Below are 16,682 nucleotides of genomic sequence, written 5' to 3' on the forward strand. Positions count from 1 at the left end.
GCCATGATCGCGGAGGCTCCGAAGAAGGAGTCGGCTGGCGGCGGCATGCCTGGCGGCATGGGCGGCGGCGGCATGGGTGGCATGGGCGGTATGGGCGGTATGGATTTCTAAGGTCCACGCACCTCAACAATCTCGATGGGCGGCAGCGATGCCGCCCTTTTCTCTGACGCGGAGCCAAGCCGGATGCCACATCCATAAGGCTACATACGGCGGCACTTTCACGGCGGACACCAATGACTGACTTCATTCTGTTCGCCATTGTCGGCTTCCTCGCCCAGGCCGTTGACGGCGCGTTAGGCATGGCCTATGGCGCGATCTCCTCCACCGTGCTGCTCTCCTTCGGTGTTCCGCCGGCGCAGGCTTCCGCCGCGGTACACGCGGCGGAAGTGTTCACCACGGCCGCTTCCGGCACGGCGCACCACTACCACCGCAATATCGACTGGAAGCTGTTCTGGCGGCTTGCTCCTTTCGGCATTCTCGGCGGCTGCCTCGGCGCCTTCGTGCTGACCTCGTTCGACGGCGACATGGTGAAGCCCTACGTCACGACCTATCTCGCTGTGATCGGGCTCTGGCTGTTCCTCCGGTCGTTCCGCAAGATCCCCAGCAATCCGGTTCCTACCCGTCTTGTGGCGCCGCTGGGCACTGTCGGCGGCTTCCTCGACGCTGCAGGTGGCGGCGGATGGGGCCCGATGGTCGTGACCGGATTGCTCGGCGCCGGCGCGCCGCCCCGCTACGTGATCGGCACTGTCAATGCGGCCGAGTTCCTGATCACGCTAGCGGTGTCCGTCACCTTCATCGTCGCGCTCGTCAGTGGGCACTGGCAGGAAGCGGGGGCGCTGTCGACACATGCAAGCTCGGTGCTGGGGCTGATCGTGGGCGGCATAGTCGCCGCTCCGCTTGCCGGATGGGTGCTCAAGGCGATTGCCGAGCGGACGCTTTTGCGGCTCGTCGGCTGCCTGATCATGCTGCTCGCTTTGTTCCAGACCGCCCAACAACTGGGATTTGTCTGACCTGAGCAAGCGGACTACCCTTCTAAGCCTTCGCTTTGCTTCCGGACATCATGATCGGCGTAACCGAAGTGAATCGCGGACTGGAGGCGACTTGCCACCCTGGAAAACCTAACCTGCGCCACGAACAGCGTATGGCACGCCAGTGATCAACGCGTTTCCCATTCCCGCCTCGCCCGGCCCATCGGTCCTTTTACGCTCTGCTCGATGCAGTGACTGATGACGGCGGCGATCAACATTGCTTCGCGTGCTCTTTCAGTGCCAATTCAAGCGCCTGGCTTAGAGGCACCGCCTTGGAGAACAGGAAGCCTGAGCAGTTCTGCAGCCTAGCTTGTACAAAATTTGCCGGTCCGCCTCTGTTTCAACGCCTCGGCCATGACATCGATGCGGAGCGCCCGACCAAGATCGATCACCGTTTTGACAAGCAGCCGGTCCTCCCGAGACTTGGCCAAGCCGCGGATGAAGCCTTGATCTATTTTCATCTAAAGTAGCCGTCGTCCCGTTCGCGCCTGACCTCAAGGTTGATACCGGCCTTCGCACAGCTCTGCTGCGCTGGCCTGCTGGTATCGGCACCGGCATGCGAGGCAGGTGAAGCGGCGGGGGAGTGCGCATAATCTCCCCCTTGAGGGGCCCTTGAAGGGGGAGATTATGCCGATGGCGACAGCGGGGGGTCGGCACGAGTTGAAGCAGCCTTTATCGGGGACAGAGGATGCCCGCGCTTTACGCGAGATGACCCCTCTGCTCTGCCGAGCATCTCCCCTCAAGGGTCCTCAAGCGGGGAGACTACGCTCTTACTCCGGCTTGCGCGCGAACGCCCAGACCATCAGCGGGTATTCCTCGTCGTTGCTGAGGTCGCGCCATAGGCCGTAGGCGCGCACCGGGCCGCCGATATGGGCTTTGGCGCAGGCTCTGTTGCCCCAGCCGAACACTTCTATCCCGGATTCCGGGAAGCCGCCTTCGACCATCACCTGCTTCAGGCCGGCGGGGGTCCAGCGGTTGTAGTCGTGCGGCCTGGCATGCACCCTGAACAGGAATGGCGTCGCCACCATCGCCCAGCCGCCCGGCCGGGTCATGGCGTGGATATTCTGTGCCGCGGCAAACGGGCGCTGCACATGCTCCAGCACCTGGTCGGCGATGACCACGGAATATTGCCGGTCGGTGCGGTCCTTGCAGACGTCGAAATCAGGGAAATCGACCGAGGTATAGTTGGAGCACATCGTCTTCCAGTAGCGGTTCCAGCCGGGTGAAACCTCGATCACGTCAGATGATTCGCGGCCGTCAGCTTCAAGAAACGCGGTGAACGCCTCGATCTGCCTGATGCGCAGCCAGTTGCGGGAATCGTAGCCGATCAGCCGTTTTGCAACCTGCTTGCTTCGCCTCGTCAGGGCACCGGGTAGGCTCTCCGTCATTGTCACATCGATCTCCTTGATTCGCCCCCCCGCGCCCCTTGATTATCGAAAAAGATAACTAAATTCGACCTGGCCTTGGCAATATCTGGGCTTCGAACAAGCTGATACGACCGAACAAGGAAATGCCATGAGAGCAATTCCCGCGCCTACGATATCCTGTCGCGACAGGCGGAACTGGAGAGCGAGCGCAGCCGGTATGAGGCTGTCTGGGAGGCGGTATCGGGAATTCTGCGACCCCGACGCGCCCGATTTCTGGAGTGGTGGCCGGGGGCGGAACCGCAGGCCGAGCGGCAGGAGCGGCGCGGCGCCCGCGTCTACGCCAACACCATCAACTCGGCTGCAAACCGGCTGGCCGCCGGGCTGGAAAGCCTGATCATCCCGCAGTCGGGAAAATGGCACGGGCTGTCGACGTCGAACCCATTTGCGCTCGTTGCACGCCCGTGATCAACGCGTTTCCCATTCCCGCCTCACCCCAGCCCATCGGTCATTTGACGCTCTGCTCGATGCAGTGACTGTTGACGGCGGTGATCAACATTGCTTCGGGTGCTCTTTTACTCAAGAGCTTGGCTGAGAGGCACCGCCTCGGAGAACAGGAAGCCCTGAGCAGTTCTGCAGCCAAGCTTGTAAAGAAATTGCCGATCCGCCTCCGTCTCGACGCCCCCGGCCATGACGAGCGCCCGACCAAGATCGATCGGGGCGACATTTAGGACCTGCCGCGGGAAGCTGCCGCCTATACCTGCAGGGGCAGCGATTGCTCAGGCGAATGAGGCCCTCTTTCATCGCGCACGGTCCAAAGCTGCTGGTACGGTTTCATCGCCTAAGCATGGCCGAAATGCCATGCCGCATAAAGGGGACATGTTGGGCGAACCGAAGCCCCACATGTCGTGCAAGCCGTGCCGCCGGGTGCTCGCTTGAGTAGAGTCCGACGACAATGTTCGTGCCATGGAAGAGCGGCGCCGCTGACAGGCGAAGCCACCTTTCGTATCCGTGCAGCATGTCGGGATCGGCAATCTCGCGACCGTCGCGACATGCTGTTAGGATTCTATAGGCGAGTTGCTTCTGGCCGCTGATACCGATGTTGAAACCATGCGCAGTCACCGGGTGCATGCCGATGGCAGCGTCGCCGATGAGTGCGGCGCTGGGAGCTCGGAATTTGTGCGCCCAAGTCGTGACCAGCGGATAGGTGTGGCGCTTGCTTGCCAAGGTCATTTTTCCAAGGCGCCCTCGACACCGGTTCGTCAATTCCCTCAGAAACAAATGGTCGCTGAAGGCAAGCAGTCTATCGGCCTCGTTTGAGCGCAGGGTGAGCAGCAGCGACGACACTCCCTCCGCCAGGGGCAACATCGCTATCGTCTGATGGTGATCGAACCATTCGATTGCCACCTGGTGGTGGGGGCGCTCATGCCGCACCCGGCATATTAGCATCGAGTAGCCAAGCCGATTGATATCGGCGCCTATGCCGAGCAGATCACGAGTGGCCGACAGACGTGAATCGGCGGCAACCACAAGGCTAGCGTTCAACTGCACGCCATTAGACAGCGTTACGAGTGCTCCTGTGTGGCTGGTTGTTGCATCTACGACCGAGTGGCCGCACAGCAGCCGCGCGTGATTCTGCACGTGGATGGTCTTGAACAGCGCGTCGCGGATCCGGCAATTTGGGACCAAAACTCCGAGGGGTTCTCCAGACCCGCTGGGAGGATCGAAACGCAGAGCGAAAGGGCTCGAACCGTTGAGCACGCGCGCGCCGTGAAGCTGTGATTTGTCCGAAGCAGGGATGGCATCCCAAGCGCCGATCTCGCGAAGGATTCTGATCGAGGCGTGGGTCAGCGCGATTTCCCGGCCGTCAAAAGGCGGATTGGCGAGAGTATCAATTGAGTTCTGTTCGACAACTGCGACCTTGAGTTGGCTTTGAGCGAGTGATGCGGCGAAGCAAAGTCCGACCGGCCCCGCTCCAACGACAATGATGTCGAAGCTGTCATCGGAGTCGGCCATCAGCGTGGCGCCATCGCGTAGGCTCTCCAGTGCCCAAGCACGAGCTGCGAAATCAAAAAACGCCTCTGATGCTAGTTAAGCACGACGCGCACAAGCTATGGCCGCCTAAATAAGTGGCAAGCCGCCTCATCAGCGGCAGATGCTCACAAAGCCGTTGCTTGACGGCTGTAGCTGGCAAGTAAGCGGTCGATCGGGCCGTTGCTGCGGCGCGATCTCGCGATCCTGGGAACGGAACTGCTGCTGCTGCTGCTGATATTGCTGCCGCCGCAGCCTGTTCTCCAGCATCAGTAATTCGTTCTGCTCGACCAGCCCATTGCGATTGGCGGGGTTGAGGACTGGTGCCGAGGCGACTGGATCCGGCAACGTCGCCGTTCCCAGCATTCCCGACATGAAGATCGTCAATAGGCGAAATCGCGACATCCGTTCACTCCTGCAAACAAAACTTTGGCATACTCCGCTCACCTGGGCAGACAGCCAGCCAACCAACGGGTTTCTCACCTCGGCCATTCAGCTTTCCAGCAGCCACACCTGCATCGAGCCTTTTGCCCGATTGTTCCAGAGATAGTATGGCAGGGCGGTTAGCCGGCAGTCCGAAGCGATGGGGGGTGTATTTCTGTATAGGCTGTCTCCCCAGCCTTGGTCTTCGACGCGCTGCGCGGAGGCAGTCAGCGTGACCACGCCATCGAAAAGATCGCCCCGTTCCATCGTTTCGATCTCGGACTCTCGCGGCAGTGTGAGCTGCTGCACGGGCGCCCCGGGATTATCGACCTCTTCAACGCAATAAACCAATGGTCCGCGCTTAAGCGCCACCCGGCCGATATCCTGCTTGACCGAGGGATGAGCATAGATGCGCTCGGGAGAAATCGGTAGCTCGAGGGCGATGGTGTCTCCGGCACTCCATAGCCGCGAGATCGCAAGATAGCCATTTCTGGTGCATGCCGTCACATCGACTGCACATCCCCCGACCGAAGCTTCGGCTTCATGAGCCCAACCGGGAATGCGGAGGTTGATAGTGAACTCGGCTGGCGCGTCAGGGCTGACCTCGATCCTGATCGAGCCGAAAAATGGATAGGCGCTGGTTTCCCGCAGGAACACATTGCCCGTAGCGAGTTGGATGTTCGTCGAAACGCCGCCGTAGAGATGGAAGGCGATTGCGTTTTCACTGGCCGAGACGAAATAGCCTCCGATCGAAGCAATCAAACGAGACGAATTCATCGTGCAGCATGGGCATGAGTGCCAGGCCCATCTGCTGCGTCGCCCATCGCTCTCGAGCGGATTGGAGTAGAAATAGAGCTCGCCATCGCGCGAAAGGCCGGTCAGCGCGCCGTTGAACAACGCCTGTTCCAGAACGTCGGCGTATCGGCCGTCGAGTTCGAGATGCAGCATGCGATGTGCCCAGAAGATCAGGCCTACCGAGGCGCAGGTCTCCGCATACGCCGTATCGTTCGGCAGGTCGTGATCCTCAGTAAAGCCTTCATTCGCGGCAGCCGGACCCAAGCCGGACGTGATGTAGATTTTCGAGGAGATGACGTCGGCCCAGAGCACCTCGCATGCTTTCTTGAGGCTGTCGTCATTCAGTTCCGCCGCGAGGTCGGCCATGGCAGAAAGCATGTACATCGCTCGGACCGCATGTCCGACCACCTTAGTTTGCTCGCGCATCGGCCTGTGCGACTGGTTGTACTCATATCTTTGCGCCCTGAAATCCCTGGGGTTCTCCCCGCGCGCGACCGCTTCCTGATCGAAGTAGTGCGGCTGACGCCCGCGCTCATTCATGAAATAGGCCGCGAGGTCGAGATGCATTCTGTCTCCGGTCAAGCGATAGAGCTTTACGAGGGCCAGCTCGATTTCCTGATGGCCGCAATAGCCGCGCTTCTGGCCGGGGTTCGGGCCGAATGTCTTGCACACATGGTCAACATACCGCTCAAGGATGTCCAGGAGCCGGCGCCGGCCCGTCGCGAGGAAGTAGGCGATACCGCCCTCGAGCAGATGTCCAAGATTGTAGAGTTCGTGATTGTCGCGCAGGTTGGTCCAGCGCTTGTCGGGCTCGCGCTGCAGGTACCAGCAGTTCAGATAACCGTCGGGAGCCTGCGCCTTTTCGAGATCATCGACAATGTTTTCGATCCATGCCTCGATGTCGGGATCACGCCTGTGTGACAGCGCGTAGGATGCTGCTTCTATCCACTTGCCGGCGTCGGAGTCCCAGAACACCTGCCCGAAATCGTGCTCGTTGCCTGGGACGCTCAGTGGCAGCGACTGGTTCGGCAGTGTGAGGGACAGCAATACACCTTGCTTGCCAAGCTGGGCGTGCTGGCTGGGGATGGTCCGTGTCAGCACCGTCTCCAGCCGCTCGCGCCAGAATTGCCCCTCCAGCGCGACATCAACGAACCGAACTGGCTTGAACTCGCTCATTCGAACGCATCGGCTCCTCCAATGACGTGCGCCGGCCTGCTCACGGCTTCGACAATGCCGGCGCCCCCGGGGAACACGGCCAGCACCTGATGCCGCTCAGCTTCCGTCTGGCTAGACATGCGTTCTCCCCTTGAAAAGACTCGTCCATTGAAATCAGGGCGATGAGGAGACAGCACTGATCTGGGTCAGCCAGACACGACAAACCCGCGCCGCCGGTCTATCCGCTCCGTTGCACTTGGAACACGTACATCGCCAGCGCTCGTCCGGCCGTGGGAGGTACTTCGTGGCATCAGCCGCTTGCATCGCGGGCGACGCAGGCCCTCGAGTGACGGAATCAGCGTTCCGGCCTCTCGTCCCGGTCAATGAGGATACGCTCGGCGGCTCCGTCGAGATCCTCGTATTGACCACTCCTCAAGGCCCACAGGAAGCCAGACAGTCCAAGCCCGCCCAACAACAGAGCCACCGGTATGAGATAGACCAGGATTGTCATGAGGGTTGCGTCAATGTGCCGGTGTGGGAGCGGCTATCAGGCGGAGCAGTTCTCCTTGGCACGTCTGGCACATAACCTTGCAGCCTCGACGCATTGCCAATGACAAGCAGTGATGAGGCCGACATCGCGATTGCCGCAATCAATGGTGTTACCTGCCCCAAAATGGCGATCGGGACGGCAATGGCGTTGTAGACAATCGCGATGGCGATGTTTTGCCGGATCAGTTGTCCGGCCTTTCGCGAAACGTCGAGCGCAAGGGAGACGGCCGAAAGGCTTTCGTGCAGGAAAACGAAATCCGCAGCTTTGCGGCCGACATCGGCCGCCGTGGCTGGAGCGATCGAGACATGTGCCGCGCCCAGCGCAGGGGTGTCGTTGAGGCCGTCGCCAACCATGAGCACCTTGTGGCCGTCCTTCGCCAGGCTTTCAATATACTTGACCTTGCCCGAAGGAAGCAGCGCCGGAACAAAGTGATGTATCCCCAACGTCGTCGCGACCTCGGCACAGGCAGCCCCGGTATCGCCCGACAGCATTTCCACGGAAACTCGGGCATTGTTCAATTGCTCGATGGCCGCCCTGGCGTCCGGACGCAGCGCGTCCTTGAAGACAAAGGACGCCACGATGATCCCGTCTTTGGTCAGAACCGTTCCGCCGTATCTGCTTTCGCCACCGGTTCGGGCCTTCCATCCAGCCCAACCGCGCCGCCCCAGTCGCCAGGTGCTTCCCCTCGCGGTGGCTTCGATGCCGAATCCGGGGTGTTCGCTGACAGATTCGAGCTTTGGCTGACCGGCGAAACCGGCAAAGGTGGCAATGGCGTTTGAATGCGGGTGACGGGAGTGCGCGGCCATCTCGGCAGCGATTGCCAGCATGGCTGGATCGACTGACGACGCATTGACGAGCCGGGGCTGTCCGAGCGTAAGCGTTCCTGTCTTGTCGAACACGGCCGTGTCGATCGCCGCCAGGCGCTCCATGGCCGAACCATCCTTGACCATGACCCCGCTTTCGAACAGACGCCGCGCAGCGACCATCTGCACGATCGGCACGGCGAGGCCGAGCGCACATGGGCAGGTGATGATGAGAACGGCGATTGCGTTTGTTACTGCCCGGTGCCAATCGCCGGTCGCCGCCATCCAGCCAAGGAACGTTAGGAAGGCGGTCAGATGAACCACTGGAGCATAGAGCGCTGAAACGCGGTCGGCGATCCTGCGATAATGCGCGCGACCGCCCTCGGCGGCTTCCATCAGCCGGACCATTTCGGCCAGGAAGGAGTCTTTTGCGGCGGCTGTCGCCTCGACCGTCAGTGGGCCGGTGAGATTGTGCGTGCCTGCCTGCACGGTTTCCCCTGTCGCCACGGTTCTGGGTGTGCTCTCACCGGAAACCAGTGAACAGTCGAGATCCGAAGAGCCTCGAATGACCTTGCCGTCGACGGGAATCCGTTCGCCGGCAGCGATCAGCAACTGCATGCCTGGTTCGATCTCGCCAACCGGCCGGTAGTCGCGCGTGCCATCGTCGCGCAATACCATGGCGCCGCGCGCCGCCAGCCGTGACAGACCGTTCACCGCGGTCCGGGCACGCTCGCGCATCACGTGATCAAGCGTGCGGCCGATCAGCAGGAAGAACAGCAGCGATACCGATGCATCGAAGTAAGCGTGGTCACCATGGTTGATGGTTTCGTAAAGACTCATCGCGTAGGCGAGCGAGACACCAACCGCAATCGGCACATCCATGTTCATGCGGCCGTGACGCAATGCGTTCCATGCCGAGCGGAAGTAGATGCCACCAGCGAAGGCGAGCGCGGGGATGGCGATCAGTGCCGAGACCCAGTGGAACAGGTCGCGGGTCGCACCTTCAGCGCCGGACCAGACCGAGACCGAAAGCAGCATGATGTTGCCCGCTGCAAAGCCGGCAACCCCCACGGCCCGGATCAGCTCCGATAGCGTCTTGTCCTTCTCCCCTGTCTCGGGCTCGAACAAATGCGCTTCGTATCCCAGCCGTCCAAGCGCGGCGACAAACGGTGGAGCCTCATTTCCGCGCCACCTGATCGCAACCCGTTTCGTCGACAGGTTGACACGAGCGCCTTCGACGCGATCGAGCTTTCCGAGAGCTGTCTCGATGGCCTGGATGCAGGCCGCGCAATGAGCGGTCGGTACTGAGAGATCGGTCTGGCGAAGGTCATCGCCAAGCGAGCGGCTTGCCAGCCTGATCTCCTGGCCCGACGGCAGACTGGATGTGACTCCGCCCAGATCCAGCGCCATTTCAGCGCCCGGCGCACAGCAGCTCATTGCAGTGCTCCCTGAGAAATCATGATCCGGCGAACGTCGCGATAAGGCTCTGGCAGACCGGCATCAGTGTCGACTTCGACGATCCAGACGCCGTCCCTTAGCGTGTGCTGAGCAACAAATTCCTGGCCCGAGGCAGCGGCGAGAGTGACAGCTTTGTCCGCGCCCTCGTAGGCAGGATGACGAAACAGCACCTTGACACTACGCAAGGGAACCGGCTTGCCGGCGGCATCGCTGAGACTGTAGCGGACTTCGCCCCAAGCGATCGTCAATTTGCCGGTCCAGCCGAGCGCCGCCTGTGCGCGCCCTTCCTCGGCCTTTTGGTTGAATTGCTGGCTGGCCACATAGGTGTTTTCGACGACAAGGCCGGTCCAGCTTGTGCTGGCGAATGTCGCCATCGTCAGATTGACTGCGATGACCACACCAAAAAAGGCGAGAATGGTGGCCAGCATGTGCCTGCCGGTGAATTCGCGGGTTTTTTGCGTATTGGCGCTCATCTGGCGATCTCCGGGGCATTGAAGGTGGCGGTGTATTCGTCCGTTTCGAAACTCGCCTTGTCCTCGACGCGGAATTTGAAGGTTTGTGTTGCGCTTCCGACCTGGTCCGCCGGCTGGCGCACGAAAACCTTCAGCATCTTCAGGCGGTCGGGTTCGACCGCGACGGCGAAGGACCGGTCTGCGGGAAGGTCGATACCAACGACGCTCATTTCGGCTCCCCGCAGGCCCTGCATCGTCACGACGATCGTCCTTGGCTCGGGGATCATGTTGAGCAGCTTGACGGTGTAGCCGTTGCGGATCGAACCGTCGGACAGCGTGACAAATTGCGGGTTGCGGTCGTGCAGAACGTTGACCTCGAGCCGGTCGCGCGTCAGCAGCGAATAGAGCAGCGCAAGGCCGACCGCCGACCATGCGCCCATGTAGATGAAGGTGCGCGGCCGAAAGATCTTGCGGATATGGAAATGGGCTAATTTGTCGGAGAAAGCGCCGCCGTCGGTCCGGACGAGCGACGGGTTCACCGAGCAAGAGCCGCCTGCGGTCGCCACCGCCATGTTGGCGTTGTAATCGGACAGCGTCGCATAGGAGATCAGCCCGCGCTCCTTGCCGAGTTTGTCCATGACGCCGTCGCAGGCATCGATGCACAGCGCGCAAGTGATGCATTCGAGCTGCTGGCCGTCGCGAATGTCGATCCCCATCGGGCAGACGGCGACACAGGCATTGCAATCGACGCAGTCTCCGACAAGCTGCCCCGCGCCCTGGACCTTCTTGGCGTGCCGCGACCGAGGTTCGCCACGCCAGTCATTGTAGGTCACGGTAAGCGAATTTTCATCGAGCATGGCCGCCTGAATGCGCGGCCACGGGCACATATAGGTGCAGACCTGCTCGCGCATCAGCCCGCCGAATGTGTAGGTGGTTGCCGTCAGCACGCCGATGGTGATGTAGGCGACCGGCGCCGCGGTGCCAGCGAAGACCTCGCCAATCAGCATTGGCGCATCGGCGAAATAGAAGATCCAGGCGCCGCCGGTCGCTGCCGCTATGGCCAGCCAGATCGCGTGTTTCGAGACACGCAGCACAAGCTTGCGCGCGGTCCACGGTCCGGCGTCGAGTTTCATGCGGGCATTGCGATCTCCCTCGATCGCGCGCTCCACAACCAGAAACAGATCGACCCATACGGTCTGCGGACAGGTATAGCCGCACCAGGCTCTGCCAACTGTGGATGTGATTAGGAAAAGGCCGATGCCGGCCATAACGAGAAGGCCGGCGACATAGAAGAATTCCTGCGGCCAAATCTCGATGAAGAAGAAATAGAAGCGGCGGTTGGCAAGATCGATCAGCACGGCCTGATCGGGAGCAAACGGACCTCGATCCCAGCGCAGCCAGGGCGTCAGGTAGTAGATGCCCAGCGTGATCGCCATCACCAGCCATTTGAAGCGACGGAAATTACCCGAGATTCGCTTCGGGAAAACCTTCTTGCGTGGGGCATAAAGCGGCTCACGGGTGTTGGGGGAGTCGATCGCTTCTGCTTCGGGCGGTTCTGTCTGCGTTTTATCACGCACGTGGCATCTCCAGTCCCGCTGCCGATGTCAGGGCCGCCCATCGAACAGCCTCGCCGTGGGCGGTCCGCCCGTGTTGATGCAGGTCACAGCCGGAATGGTGTCGAGGCCCGGCTCGCGCCGGGCCTCGTCGCTTGGCAGGGGGAGGGCCGAGAATAGGCTTCCGTTCCTATTCTCCGCCGCCAAGCGAATGGACATAGACCGCAAGTTCCTTGACCTTGACCTCGCCGAGACGCCCACCCCAGGCCGGCATGACGCCTTGCTTTGGCGCGCGAACCTGCGCGGCGATAGCCGTCTCGCCCGCCCCGTAGAGCCAGATCGCGTCGGTCAGGTCGGGTGCGCCAAGCTCCGTGTTTCCCTTTGCATTATCACCATGACAGGCGGCACAATTTTCGGCGAAAACATTGGCGCCGGGTATGACCATTGCTTGATCGCCAACAGCGCCGGAGAGACTCGAGACATAAGCGCTGACCTGTGTAATCTGCTCGGGCGCAATGATGTCACCAAACGCCGGCATTTCCGACAGGCGCGTGTCGGGGTCGGAGGCAACGCGGATGCCGTGCGCGATTGTCTGCTGGATCTGCTCGACCTTGCCGCCCCACAGCCAATCGTCATCATTCAGGTTGGGAAAGCCCTTCGAACCCTGGGCGCCGGAGCCATGGCACTGAACGCAATTGACCTTGAAGGCGGCGCCACCGGCCGCGATAGCAAATCCGCGCAAAACATCGTCGGCGGCAATCTCGGCGACAGTCTTCGCCTGAAGGGCGGCAACATACTTGCCCTTGGCGACCTCGGCCGCTGCCAGCTCATTCTTGACATCGTTGCGGCTGGAATAGACGAGCACGCCTCGGGTGGCGGAGCTTAGCATAGGCCATGCGGGATAAGCGATGGTGTAGCCGATCGCCCAGACAATGGTGACGTAGAAGGTGCTCACCCACCAGCGCGGAAGCGGATTGTTGAGCTCCTTGATCCCGTCCCATTCATGGCCGGTGGTCGAGACGTCGGAGACTTCGTCAATGTGCTCACCGCTCATGATCAGTCGTCCTTGAGAGGGATTTGAGCAGCTTCGTCGGCTCGCGTCCTGCTGCCGGGACGGAGCGCAAAGGTGATGCATCCTACGAAGAACAGCGCCATAGCGAGCAGGCCCCAAGTGTCGGCAAACGCCCGCATGAAGTTGTAGGTCATCACCATTCTCCTCAGCGGTAACCGGCGGCTTCGTCGTAGTTTTTGAAATCGACCAGAGTGCCAAGCATCTGGAGGTAAGCGACCAGCGCGTCCATCTCGCTGACCTGTTGCGGATTGCCATCGAAGTCACCGAGCTTGGCCTTTGGATACCGCGCTTCAAGACCGGATGTGTCGACGTTGGGATCTGCCTGCGCCATCAGATCGGCATTCGCGCTCGCGATCATGTCGTCGGAGTAGGGCACGCCCACACGGCTGTTCGCGATCAGGTGCGTCGAGAAGTACTTCACCTCAATCGGCATTTCTTTCAGGAACGCGTAGCTCGGCATTATCGATTCCGGCACCACGGAGCGCGGATCCACAAGGTGCTGAACGTGCCATCCATTCGAATAACGGTCGCCCACTCGCGCGAGATCCGGTCCTGTGCGTTTCGATCCCCACTGGAACGGGTGGTCGTACATCGACTCGGCCGCCAGGCTGTAGTGCCCATAGCGCTCGACCTCATCGCGGAACGGCCTGATCATCTGGCTATGGCAGAGGTAGCAGCCCTCGCGCACATAGATGTTGCGGCCGGCGAGTTCGAGCGGCGAATAGGGCCGCATGCCTTCGACCTTCTCGATCGTATTGTCGAGATAGAAGAGCGGCGCGATCTCGACGATGCCGCCGATCGTCACCACCAGAAGGGAGCCGACGAGAAGCAGCGTGGCGTTCTTCTCGATCACGGCGTGTTTGTTCATCAAGCCCATTTTTCAGGCTCCAGATCGCGCAGGTCGGACAGCGGCGATCGGACGCGGCATCGGATCCTCATCGCGTTGGTAGCCGAGGATTGTCATGGCGACATTCCATGCCATGATCAGGGCGCCGGACAGGTACATCGCGCCGCCGATGGCACGCATGATGTAGTACGGATGCATGGCGGCGACAGTTTCGGCGAAGGAGAAGACCAGAAAGCCCTGGTCGTCGTATTCGCGCCACATCAGGCCCTGCATGACGCCGGAGACCCACATCACCGCGGCGTATACGACGATCCCCAGCGTTGCCAACCAGAAGTGCCAGTTCACTAGTCGCAGCGAATAGAGCCGCTCGCGGTTCCACAACTTCGGCACCATGAAATAGACCGCGCCGAACGAGATCATGCCGACCCAACCGAGTGCGCCGGAATGCACGTGCCCGATGGTCCAGTCGGTGTAGTGCGAGAGCGAATTGACCGTCTTGATCGACATCATCGGGCCTTCGAAAGTGGACATGCCATAGAAGGCTATGGCCATGACCATCATGCGGATGATCGGGTCCGTCCGCAGCTTGTCCCAGGCGCCGGACAGCGTCATCAGGCCGTTGATCATGCCGCCCCAGGAGGGCATCCAAAGCATGATCGAGAACGCCATGCCGAGCGTCTGCGCCCAGTCGGGCAAGGCGGTATAGTGGAGGTGGTGCGGGCCGGCCCAGATGTAGAGAAAGATCAGCGCCCAGAAGTGGATGATCGACAGCCGGTAGGAATAGACTGGCCGGTTCGCCTGCTTCGGCACGAAATAGTACATCATGCCAAGGAAGCCGGCGGTGAGAAAGAAGCCCACGGCATTGTGGCCGTACCACCACTGCGTCAAGGCGTCTTGGACGCCGGAGAAGGCTGAATAGCTTTTTGAACCCACGAACGAGACTGGCATCGACAGGTTGTTGATCACATGCAGCATCGCGATGGTCACGATGAAGGACAGGTAGAACCAGTTGGCGACGTAGATGTGCGGTTCCCTGCGCTTCAGGATGGTGCCGAGGAACAGGACGAGGTAGGCGACCCAGACGATGGTCAGCCAAAGATCCACATACCATTCGGGCTCGGCGTATTCGCGGCTTTCGGTGATGCCGAGCAGGTAGCCCGTCGCAGCCATGACGATGAACAGCTGATAGCCCCAGAACACGAACCAGGCGAGATTGCCGCCGAACAGCCGGGCGCGGCAGGTGCGCTGTACGACATAAAGGGACGTGCAAAGCAGCGCATTGCCGCCGAAGGCAAAAACCACGCCGGATGTATGCAACGGCCGCAAGCGGCCAAAGTTGAACCAGGGCTCGACGCTGAGATCGGGATAGGCAAGCTGCAGCGCGATGACCACACCAACCAGCATGCCTACGACGCCCCAAAACACCGTCGCGACGGCCCCGTAACGGATTGGACCGTCCATAAAAGCGGCGGGGTCTATCGGAACTGCAGGCTTGAACTCCGTATTGCGCAACAGGATCGCGGTGAAACCAGCTACGGCGAAGAACAACACCCACATATGCTGGCGGAAAGGTTCATCTACGCCGAAACCGGCAGCCACCAGGGCCGCAAAAGCAAACAGGCTTAGAAGCACGATCTCTGTGCCGAATTTCATCGCAAATCCCGATCTCGAATCCGGCGGACGCCAAATCCGCTGTGCATCAATTGCGCAGCCGCCGCCTGCTCGCCCTGATCCATGTCAGGGCAGCCCGTTTTGTTTCGGGCAGCATCGAGTTCGGCGCAATCAGATGGTGGCGAATGAAGAGGGAACGCGGCGCGGGCCTGCTCCTTCATGGACAAGTGGGGTGGGCTCGGAGCCGGGGCGGGCGTGGAGACGGGCGACACAATGAGGCGTGCCCATTCGAAAAAGCTGGGGCTCTGCGACGAGCTGAAAAGTACTGTCGTGCCTTGCTAAACATCGCTCGCTTCGAATGGCTCGGGACGGCCAACGCAATCGTTGCGTTGCTTCGTGACGTTCACGGTTCGAGGAGGGGCAATCTTGCCTCCACCAGCCGATTGCGCGTCGGCCACCTCGGGGATCAATGCTTCGCCGGCGAGCTGTCCGAAACACTCCTGGCGATTGGTCAGGTGATCCGATAGCGAGCGCGGAAGCTGTCGGGTTCATGTTGCCGCGGCATCACGAAGGGTTATGGCGACACATTGCATTCGAACGGGCGTGTCCCTGCCACGAATCGGAGTTGGCGACGCACACCCCGCCGCTTGGGCCTATCCAAACTGCCGCGCCATTCGGCTGCCGCAACGCTGCTCCAGCCGGCTCATGCTGTCCACGATCACGTGGCGTTTGTTCTGGATCCGGATCACGCCGTCAGCTCGCAATCGCGTCAGCTGGCGGCTCACGGTCTCGTTCGTAAGTCCAAGGAAATCAGAGATGTCGGCACGAGTCAGCGGCAGATCGAACGACGCTGACCTGGCGGCCTGGTCAACACTGGAATCGATATTCCGGGCGATCATGACGAGAAAACTCGCCACCTTTTCCGATGCCGTCTTGCGCCCCAGCGTCACCATCCATTCGCGTGCTGCGTCGAGTTCGTCCAGCGTCTGCCTGAGCAGGCGATGCTCGAGTTCCGGTGATTCCTTCATCATCCGTTCCACGGCTGCCTTCGGAAACGAGCACAGCGTGACAGCTGTTGCCGCTTCCGCATTGATCTCGCTTTCCACCTTGAAGGGTCGTCCCAGAAAATCCGGCGCAAACCGGAGAGCTACGATCTGCTGGCGCCCGTCCGAAAGGCTCTTTGTTAGCTTCACAACGCCTGAAAGCACATTCGAATAGCTGTCGACGGCCTCGGCATCGCCGATCAGTTCGACTCCCGCCTCGATCTTGTGCCGCGACGAAGTCTTGGCGAGCCCAACCAAACGGTCTGGATCGAGCGCACCGCACACACCACGACGCCTTGCCTCGCAAGAGAGGCAAAGAACGGGAACGCCGGAACTGTGAATGTCTTGCCGTAATGTCATGCCGTCGCTCTACCCCTCTCCCAAGCGCCGACAGGGTAGCAATCTAAGGTAGAAAAATCCTTGCGGCAGTTTGTCCGAGTTGCTGACCGAAATCAGGGCTTTGGCTTGCCAATAAGCCCAGCGTTCCAGCGATGCAA

Annotated in this window: 17 protein-coding genes; 3 read left to right on the forward strand and 14 right to left on the reverse strand. The window is 60.9% G+C overall.

From position 1 onward, the window contains the following. Positions 1-233: 233 nt before the first annotated feature. Positions 234-1,010, forward strand: a complete 777-nt coding sequence (locus AC0L3L_RS31860; protein WP_065010507.1) for a sulfite exporter TauE/SafE family protein — start codon at positions 234-236, stop codon at positions 1,008-1,010. A gap of 788 nt (positions 1,011-1,798) precedes the next feature. Here AC0L3L_RS31860 and AC0L3L_RS31865 read toward each other — a convergent pair. Further along, positions 1,799-2,416, reverse strand: coding sequence for a class I SAM-dependent methyltransferase (locus AC0L3L_RS31865; RefSeq protein WP_473489358.1), 618 nt, complete (start codon positions 2,414-2,416; stop codon positions 1,799-1,801). A gap of 156 nt (positions 2,417-2,572) precedes the next feature. Here AC0L3L_RS31865 and AC0L3L_RS31870 point away from each other — a divergent pair, with 156 nt between their 5' ends. Both AC0L3L_RS31870 and AC0L3L_RS31875 read left to right on the forward strand, forming a co-directional pair. After that, positions 2,573-2,860 (forward strand): portal protein, encoded by a 288-nt coding sequence (locus tag AC0L3L_RS31870; RefSeq protein WP_473641171.1) that lies wholly within the window; start codon positions 2,573-2,575, stop codon positions 2,858-2,860. 71 nt (positions 2,861-2,931) lie between these two features. After that, complete coding sequence (locus tag AC0L3L_RS31875) at positions 2,932-3,123, forward strand: hypothetical protein (RefSeq protein WP_473489357.1); 192 nt, start codon at positions 2,932-2,934, stop codon at positions 3,121-3,123. A 103-nt stretch (positions 3,124-3,226) separates the two neighbouring features. Here AC0L3L_RS31875 and ubiM read toward each other — a convergent pair whose 3' ends face one another. The 13 genes from ubiM to AC0L3L_RS31940 form a co-directional block, all read right to left on the reverse strand. After that, a complete protein-coding gene (gene ubiM / locus AC0L3L_RS31880) occupies positions 3,227-4,408 on the reverse strand; it encodes a 5-demethoxyubiquinol-8 5-hydroxylase UbiM (RefSeq protein ID WP_473641120.1) in 1,182 nt (393 codons plus the stop codon). A gap of 129 nt (positions 4,409-4,537) precedes the next feature. After that, positions 4,538-4,915 (reverse strand): hypothetical protein, encoded by a 378-nt coding sequence (locus tag AC0L3L_RS31885; protein ID WP_473479540.1) that lies wholly within the window; start codon positions 4,913-4,915, stop codon positions 4,538-4,540. Further along, positions 4,916-6,817: a glycoside hydrolase family 127 protein gene (locus tag AC0L3L_RS31890; RefSeq protein WP_473641122.1), complete on the reverse strand. Its 1,902-nt coding sequence runs from the start codon at positions 6,815-6,817 to the stop codon at positions 4,916-4,918. Beyond that, positions 6,814-6,936 carry a hypothetical protein gene (locus AC0L3L_RS31895; protein WP_473641124.1) on the reverse strand — a complete coding sequence of 41 codons (123 nt, stop codon included), beginning with the start codon at positions 6,934-6,936 and terminating at the stop codon, positions 6,814-6,816. Before AC0L3L_RS31895 ends, AC0L3L_RS31890 begins: the two co-directional genes overlap by 4 nt. A gap of 215 nt (positions 6,937-7,151) precedes the next feature. Then, positions 7,152-7,307, reverse strand: a complete 156-nt coding sequence (gene ccoS, locus AC0L3L_RS31900) for a cbb3-type cytochrome oxidase assembly protein CcoS (RefSeq protein ID WP_008871940.1) — start codon at positions 7,305-7,307, stop codon at positions 7,152-7,154. Continuing rightward, a complete protein-coding gene (locus AC0L3L_RS31905; RefSeq protein WP_473641125.1) occupies positions 7,304-9,586 on the reverse strand; it encodes a cation-translocating P-type ATPase in 2,283 nt (760 codons plus the stop codon). Before AC0L3L_RS31905 ends, ccoS begins: the two co-directional genes overlap by 4 nt. Beyond that, complete coding sequence (locus AC0L3L_RS31910; RefSeq protein ID WP_473641127.1) at positions 9,583-10,080, reverse strand: FixH family protein; 498 nt, start codon at positions 10,078-10,080, stop codon at positions 9,583-9,585. The genes AC0L3L_RS31905 and AC0L3L_RS31910 overlap by 4 nt, the downstream gene beginning before the upstream one ends. Next, positions 10,077-11,636, reverse strand: coding sequence for a cytochrome c oxidase accessory protein CcoG (gene ccoG / locus AC0L3L_RS31915; RefSeq protein ID WP_473641129.1), 1,560 nt, complete (start codon positions 11,634-11,636; stop codon positions 10,077-10,079). The genes AC0L3L_RS31910 and ccoG overlap by 4 nt, the downstream gene beginning before the upstream one ends. Before the next feature lie 166 nt (positions 11,637-11,802). After that, positions 11,803-12,666, reverse strand: a complete 864-nt coding sequence (gene ccoP / locus AC0L3L_RS31920) for a cytochrome-c oxidase, cbb3-type subunit III (RefSeq protein ID WP_473489350.1) — start codon at positions 12,664-12,666, stop codon at positions 11,803-11,805. A 2-nt stretch (positions 12,667-12,668) separates the two neighbouring features. Further along, complete coding sequence (locus AC0L3L_RS31925; RefSeq protein WP_040591650.1) at positions 12,669-12,818, reverse strand: CcoQ/FixQ family Cbb3-type cytochrome c oxidase assembly chaperone; 150 nt, start codon at positions 12,816-12,818, stop codon at positions 12,669-12,671. Positions 12,819-12,829: 11 nt separating this feature from the next. Beyond that, positions 12,830-13,561 (reverse strand): cytochrome-c oxidase, cbb3-type subunit II, encoded by a 732-nt coding sequence (ccoO, locus tag AC0L3L_RS31930; protein WP_473489349.1) that lies wholly within the window; start codon positions 13,559-13,561, stop codon positions 12,830-12,832. A 3-nt stretch (positions 13,562-13,564) separates the two neighbouring features. Next, on the reverse strand, positions 13,565-15,184 hold the full coding sequence (gene ccoN, locus AC0L3L_RS31935) for a cytochrome-c oxidase, cbb3-type subunit I (protein ID WP_473489348.1): 1,620 nt from the start codon (positions 15,182-15,184) through the stop codon (positions 13,565-13,567). A 611-nt stretch (positions 15,185-15,795) separates the two neighbouring features. Further along, positions 15,796-16,545, reverse strand: coding sequence for a Crp/Fnr family transcriptional regulator (locus tag AC0L3L_RS31940; RefSeq protein WP_473489347.1), 750 nt, complete (start codon positions 16,543-16,545; stop codon positions 15,796-15,798). Positions 16,546-16,682 lie beyond the last annotated feature (137 nt).

The organism is Mesorhizobium sp. WSM4849 (assembly GCF_055811385.1).

Excerpts from the sequence above, each read along its gene's own strand:
- AC0L3L_RS31925 (WP_040591650.1), bottom strand. The coding sequence starts at position 12,818 with ATGACCTACAACTTCATGCGGGCGTTTGCCGACACTTGGGGCCTGCTC.
- ccoN (WP_473489348.1), bottom strand. The coding sequence starts at position 15,184 with ATGAAATTCGGCACAGAGATCGTGCTTCTAAGCCTGTTTGCTTTTGCG.
- ccoP (WP_473489350.1), bottom strand. The coding sequence starts at position 12,666 with ATGAGCGGTGAGCACATTGACGAAGTCTCCGACGTCTCGACCACCGGC.
- AC0L3L_RS31910 (WP_473641127.1), bottom strand. The coding sequence starts at position 10,080 with ATGAGCGCCAATACGCAAAAAACCCGCGAATTCACCGGCAGGCACATG.
- AC0L3L_RS31865 (WP_473489358.1), bottom strand. The coding sequence starts at position 2,416 with ATGACGGAGAGCCTACCCGGTGCCCTGACGAGGCGAAGCAAGCAGGTT.
- AC0L3L_RS31905 (WP_473641125.1), bottom strand. The coding sequence starts at position 9,586 with ATGAGCTGCTGTGCGCCGGGCGCTGAAATGGCGCTGGATCTGGGCGGA.
- ccoO (WP_473489349.1), bottom strand. The coding sequence starts at position 13,561 with ATGGGCTTGATGAACAAACACGCCGTGATCGAGAAGAACGCCACGCTG.
- AC0L3L_RS31885 (WP_473479540.1), bottom strand. The coding sequence starts at position 4,915 with ATGGCCGAGGTGAGAAACCCGTTGGTTGGCTGGCTGTCTGCCCAGGTG.
- ccoS (WP_008871940.1), bottom strand. The coding sequence starts at position 7,307 with ATGACAATCCTGGTCTATCTCATACCGGTGGCTCTGTTGTTGGGCGGG.
- AC0L3L_RS31895 (WP_473641124.1), bottom strand. The coding sequence starts at position 6,936 with ATGTCTAGCCAGACGGAAGCTGAGCGGCATCAGGTGCTGGCCGTGTTC.
- AC0L3L_RS31890 (WP_473641122.1), bottom strand. The coding sequence starts at position 6,817 with ATGAGCGAGTTCAAGCCAGTTCGGTTCGTTGATGTCGCGCTGGAGGGG.
- ubiM (WP_473641120.1), bottom strand. The coding sequence starts at position 4,408 with ATGGCCGACTCCGATGACAGCTTCGACATCATTGTCGTTGGAGCGGGG.
- AC0L3L_RS31860 (WP_065010507.1), top strand. The coding sequence starts at position 234 with ATGACTGACTTCATTCTGTTCGCCATTGTCGGCTTCCTCGCCCAGGCC.
- AC0L3L_RS31940 (WP_473489347.1), bottom strand. The coding sequence starts at position 16,545 with ATGACATTACGGCAAGACATTCACAGTTCCGGCGTTCCCGTTCTTTGC.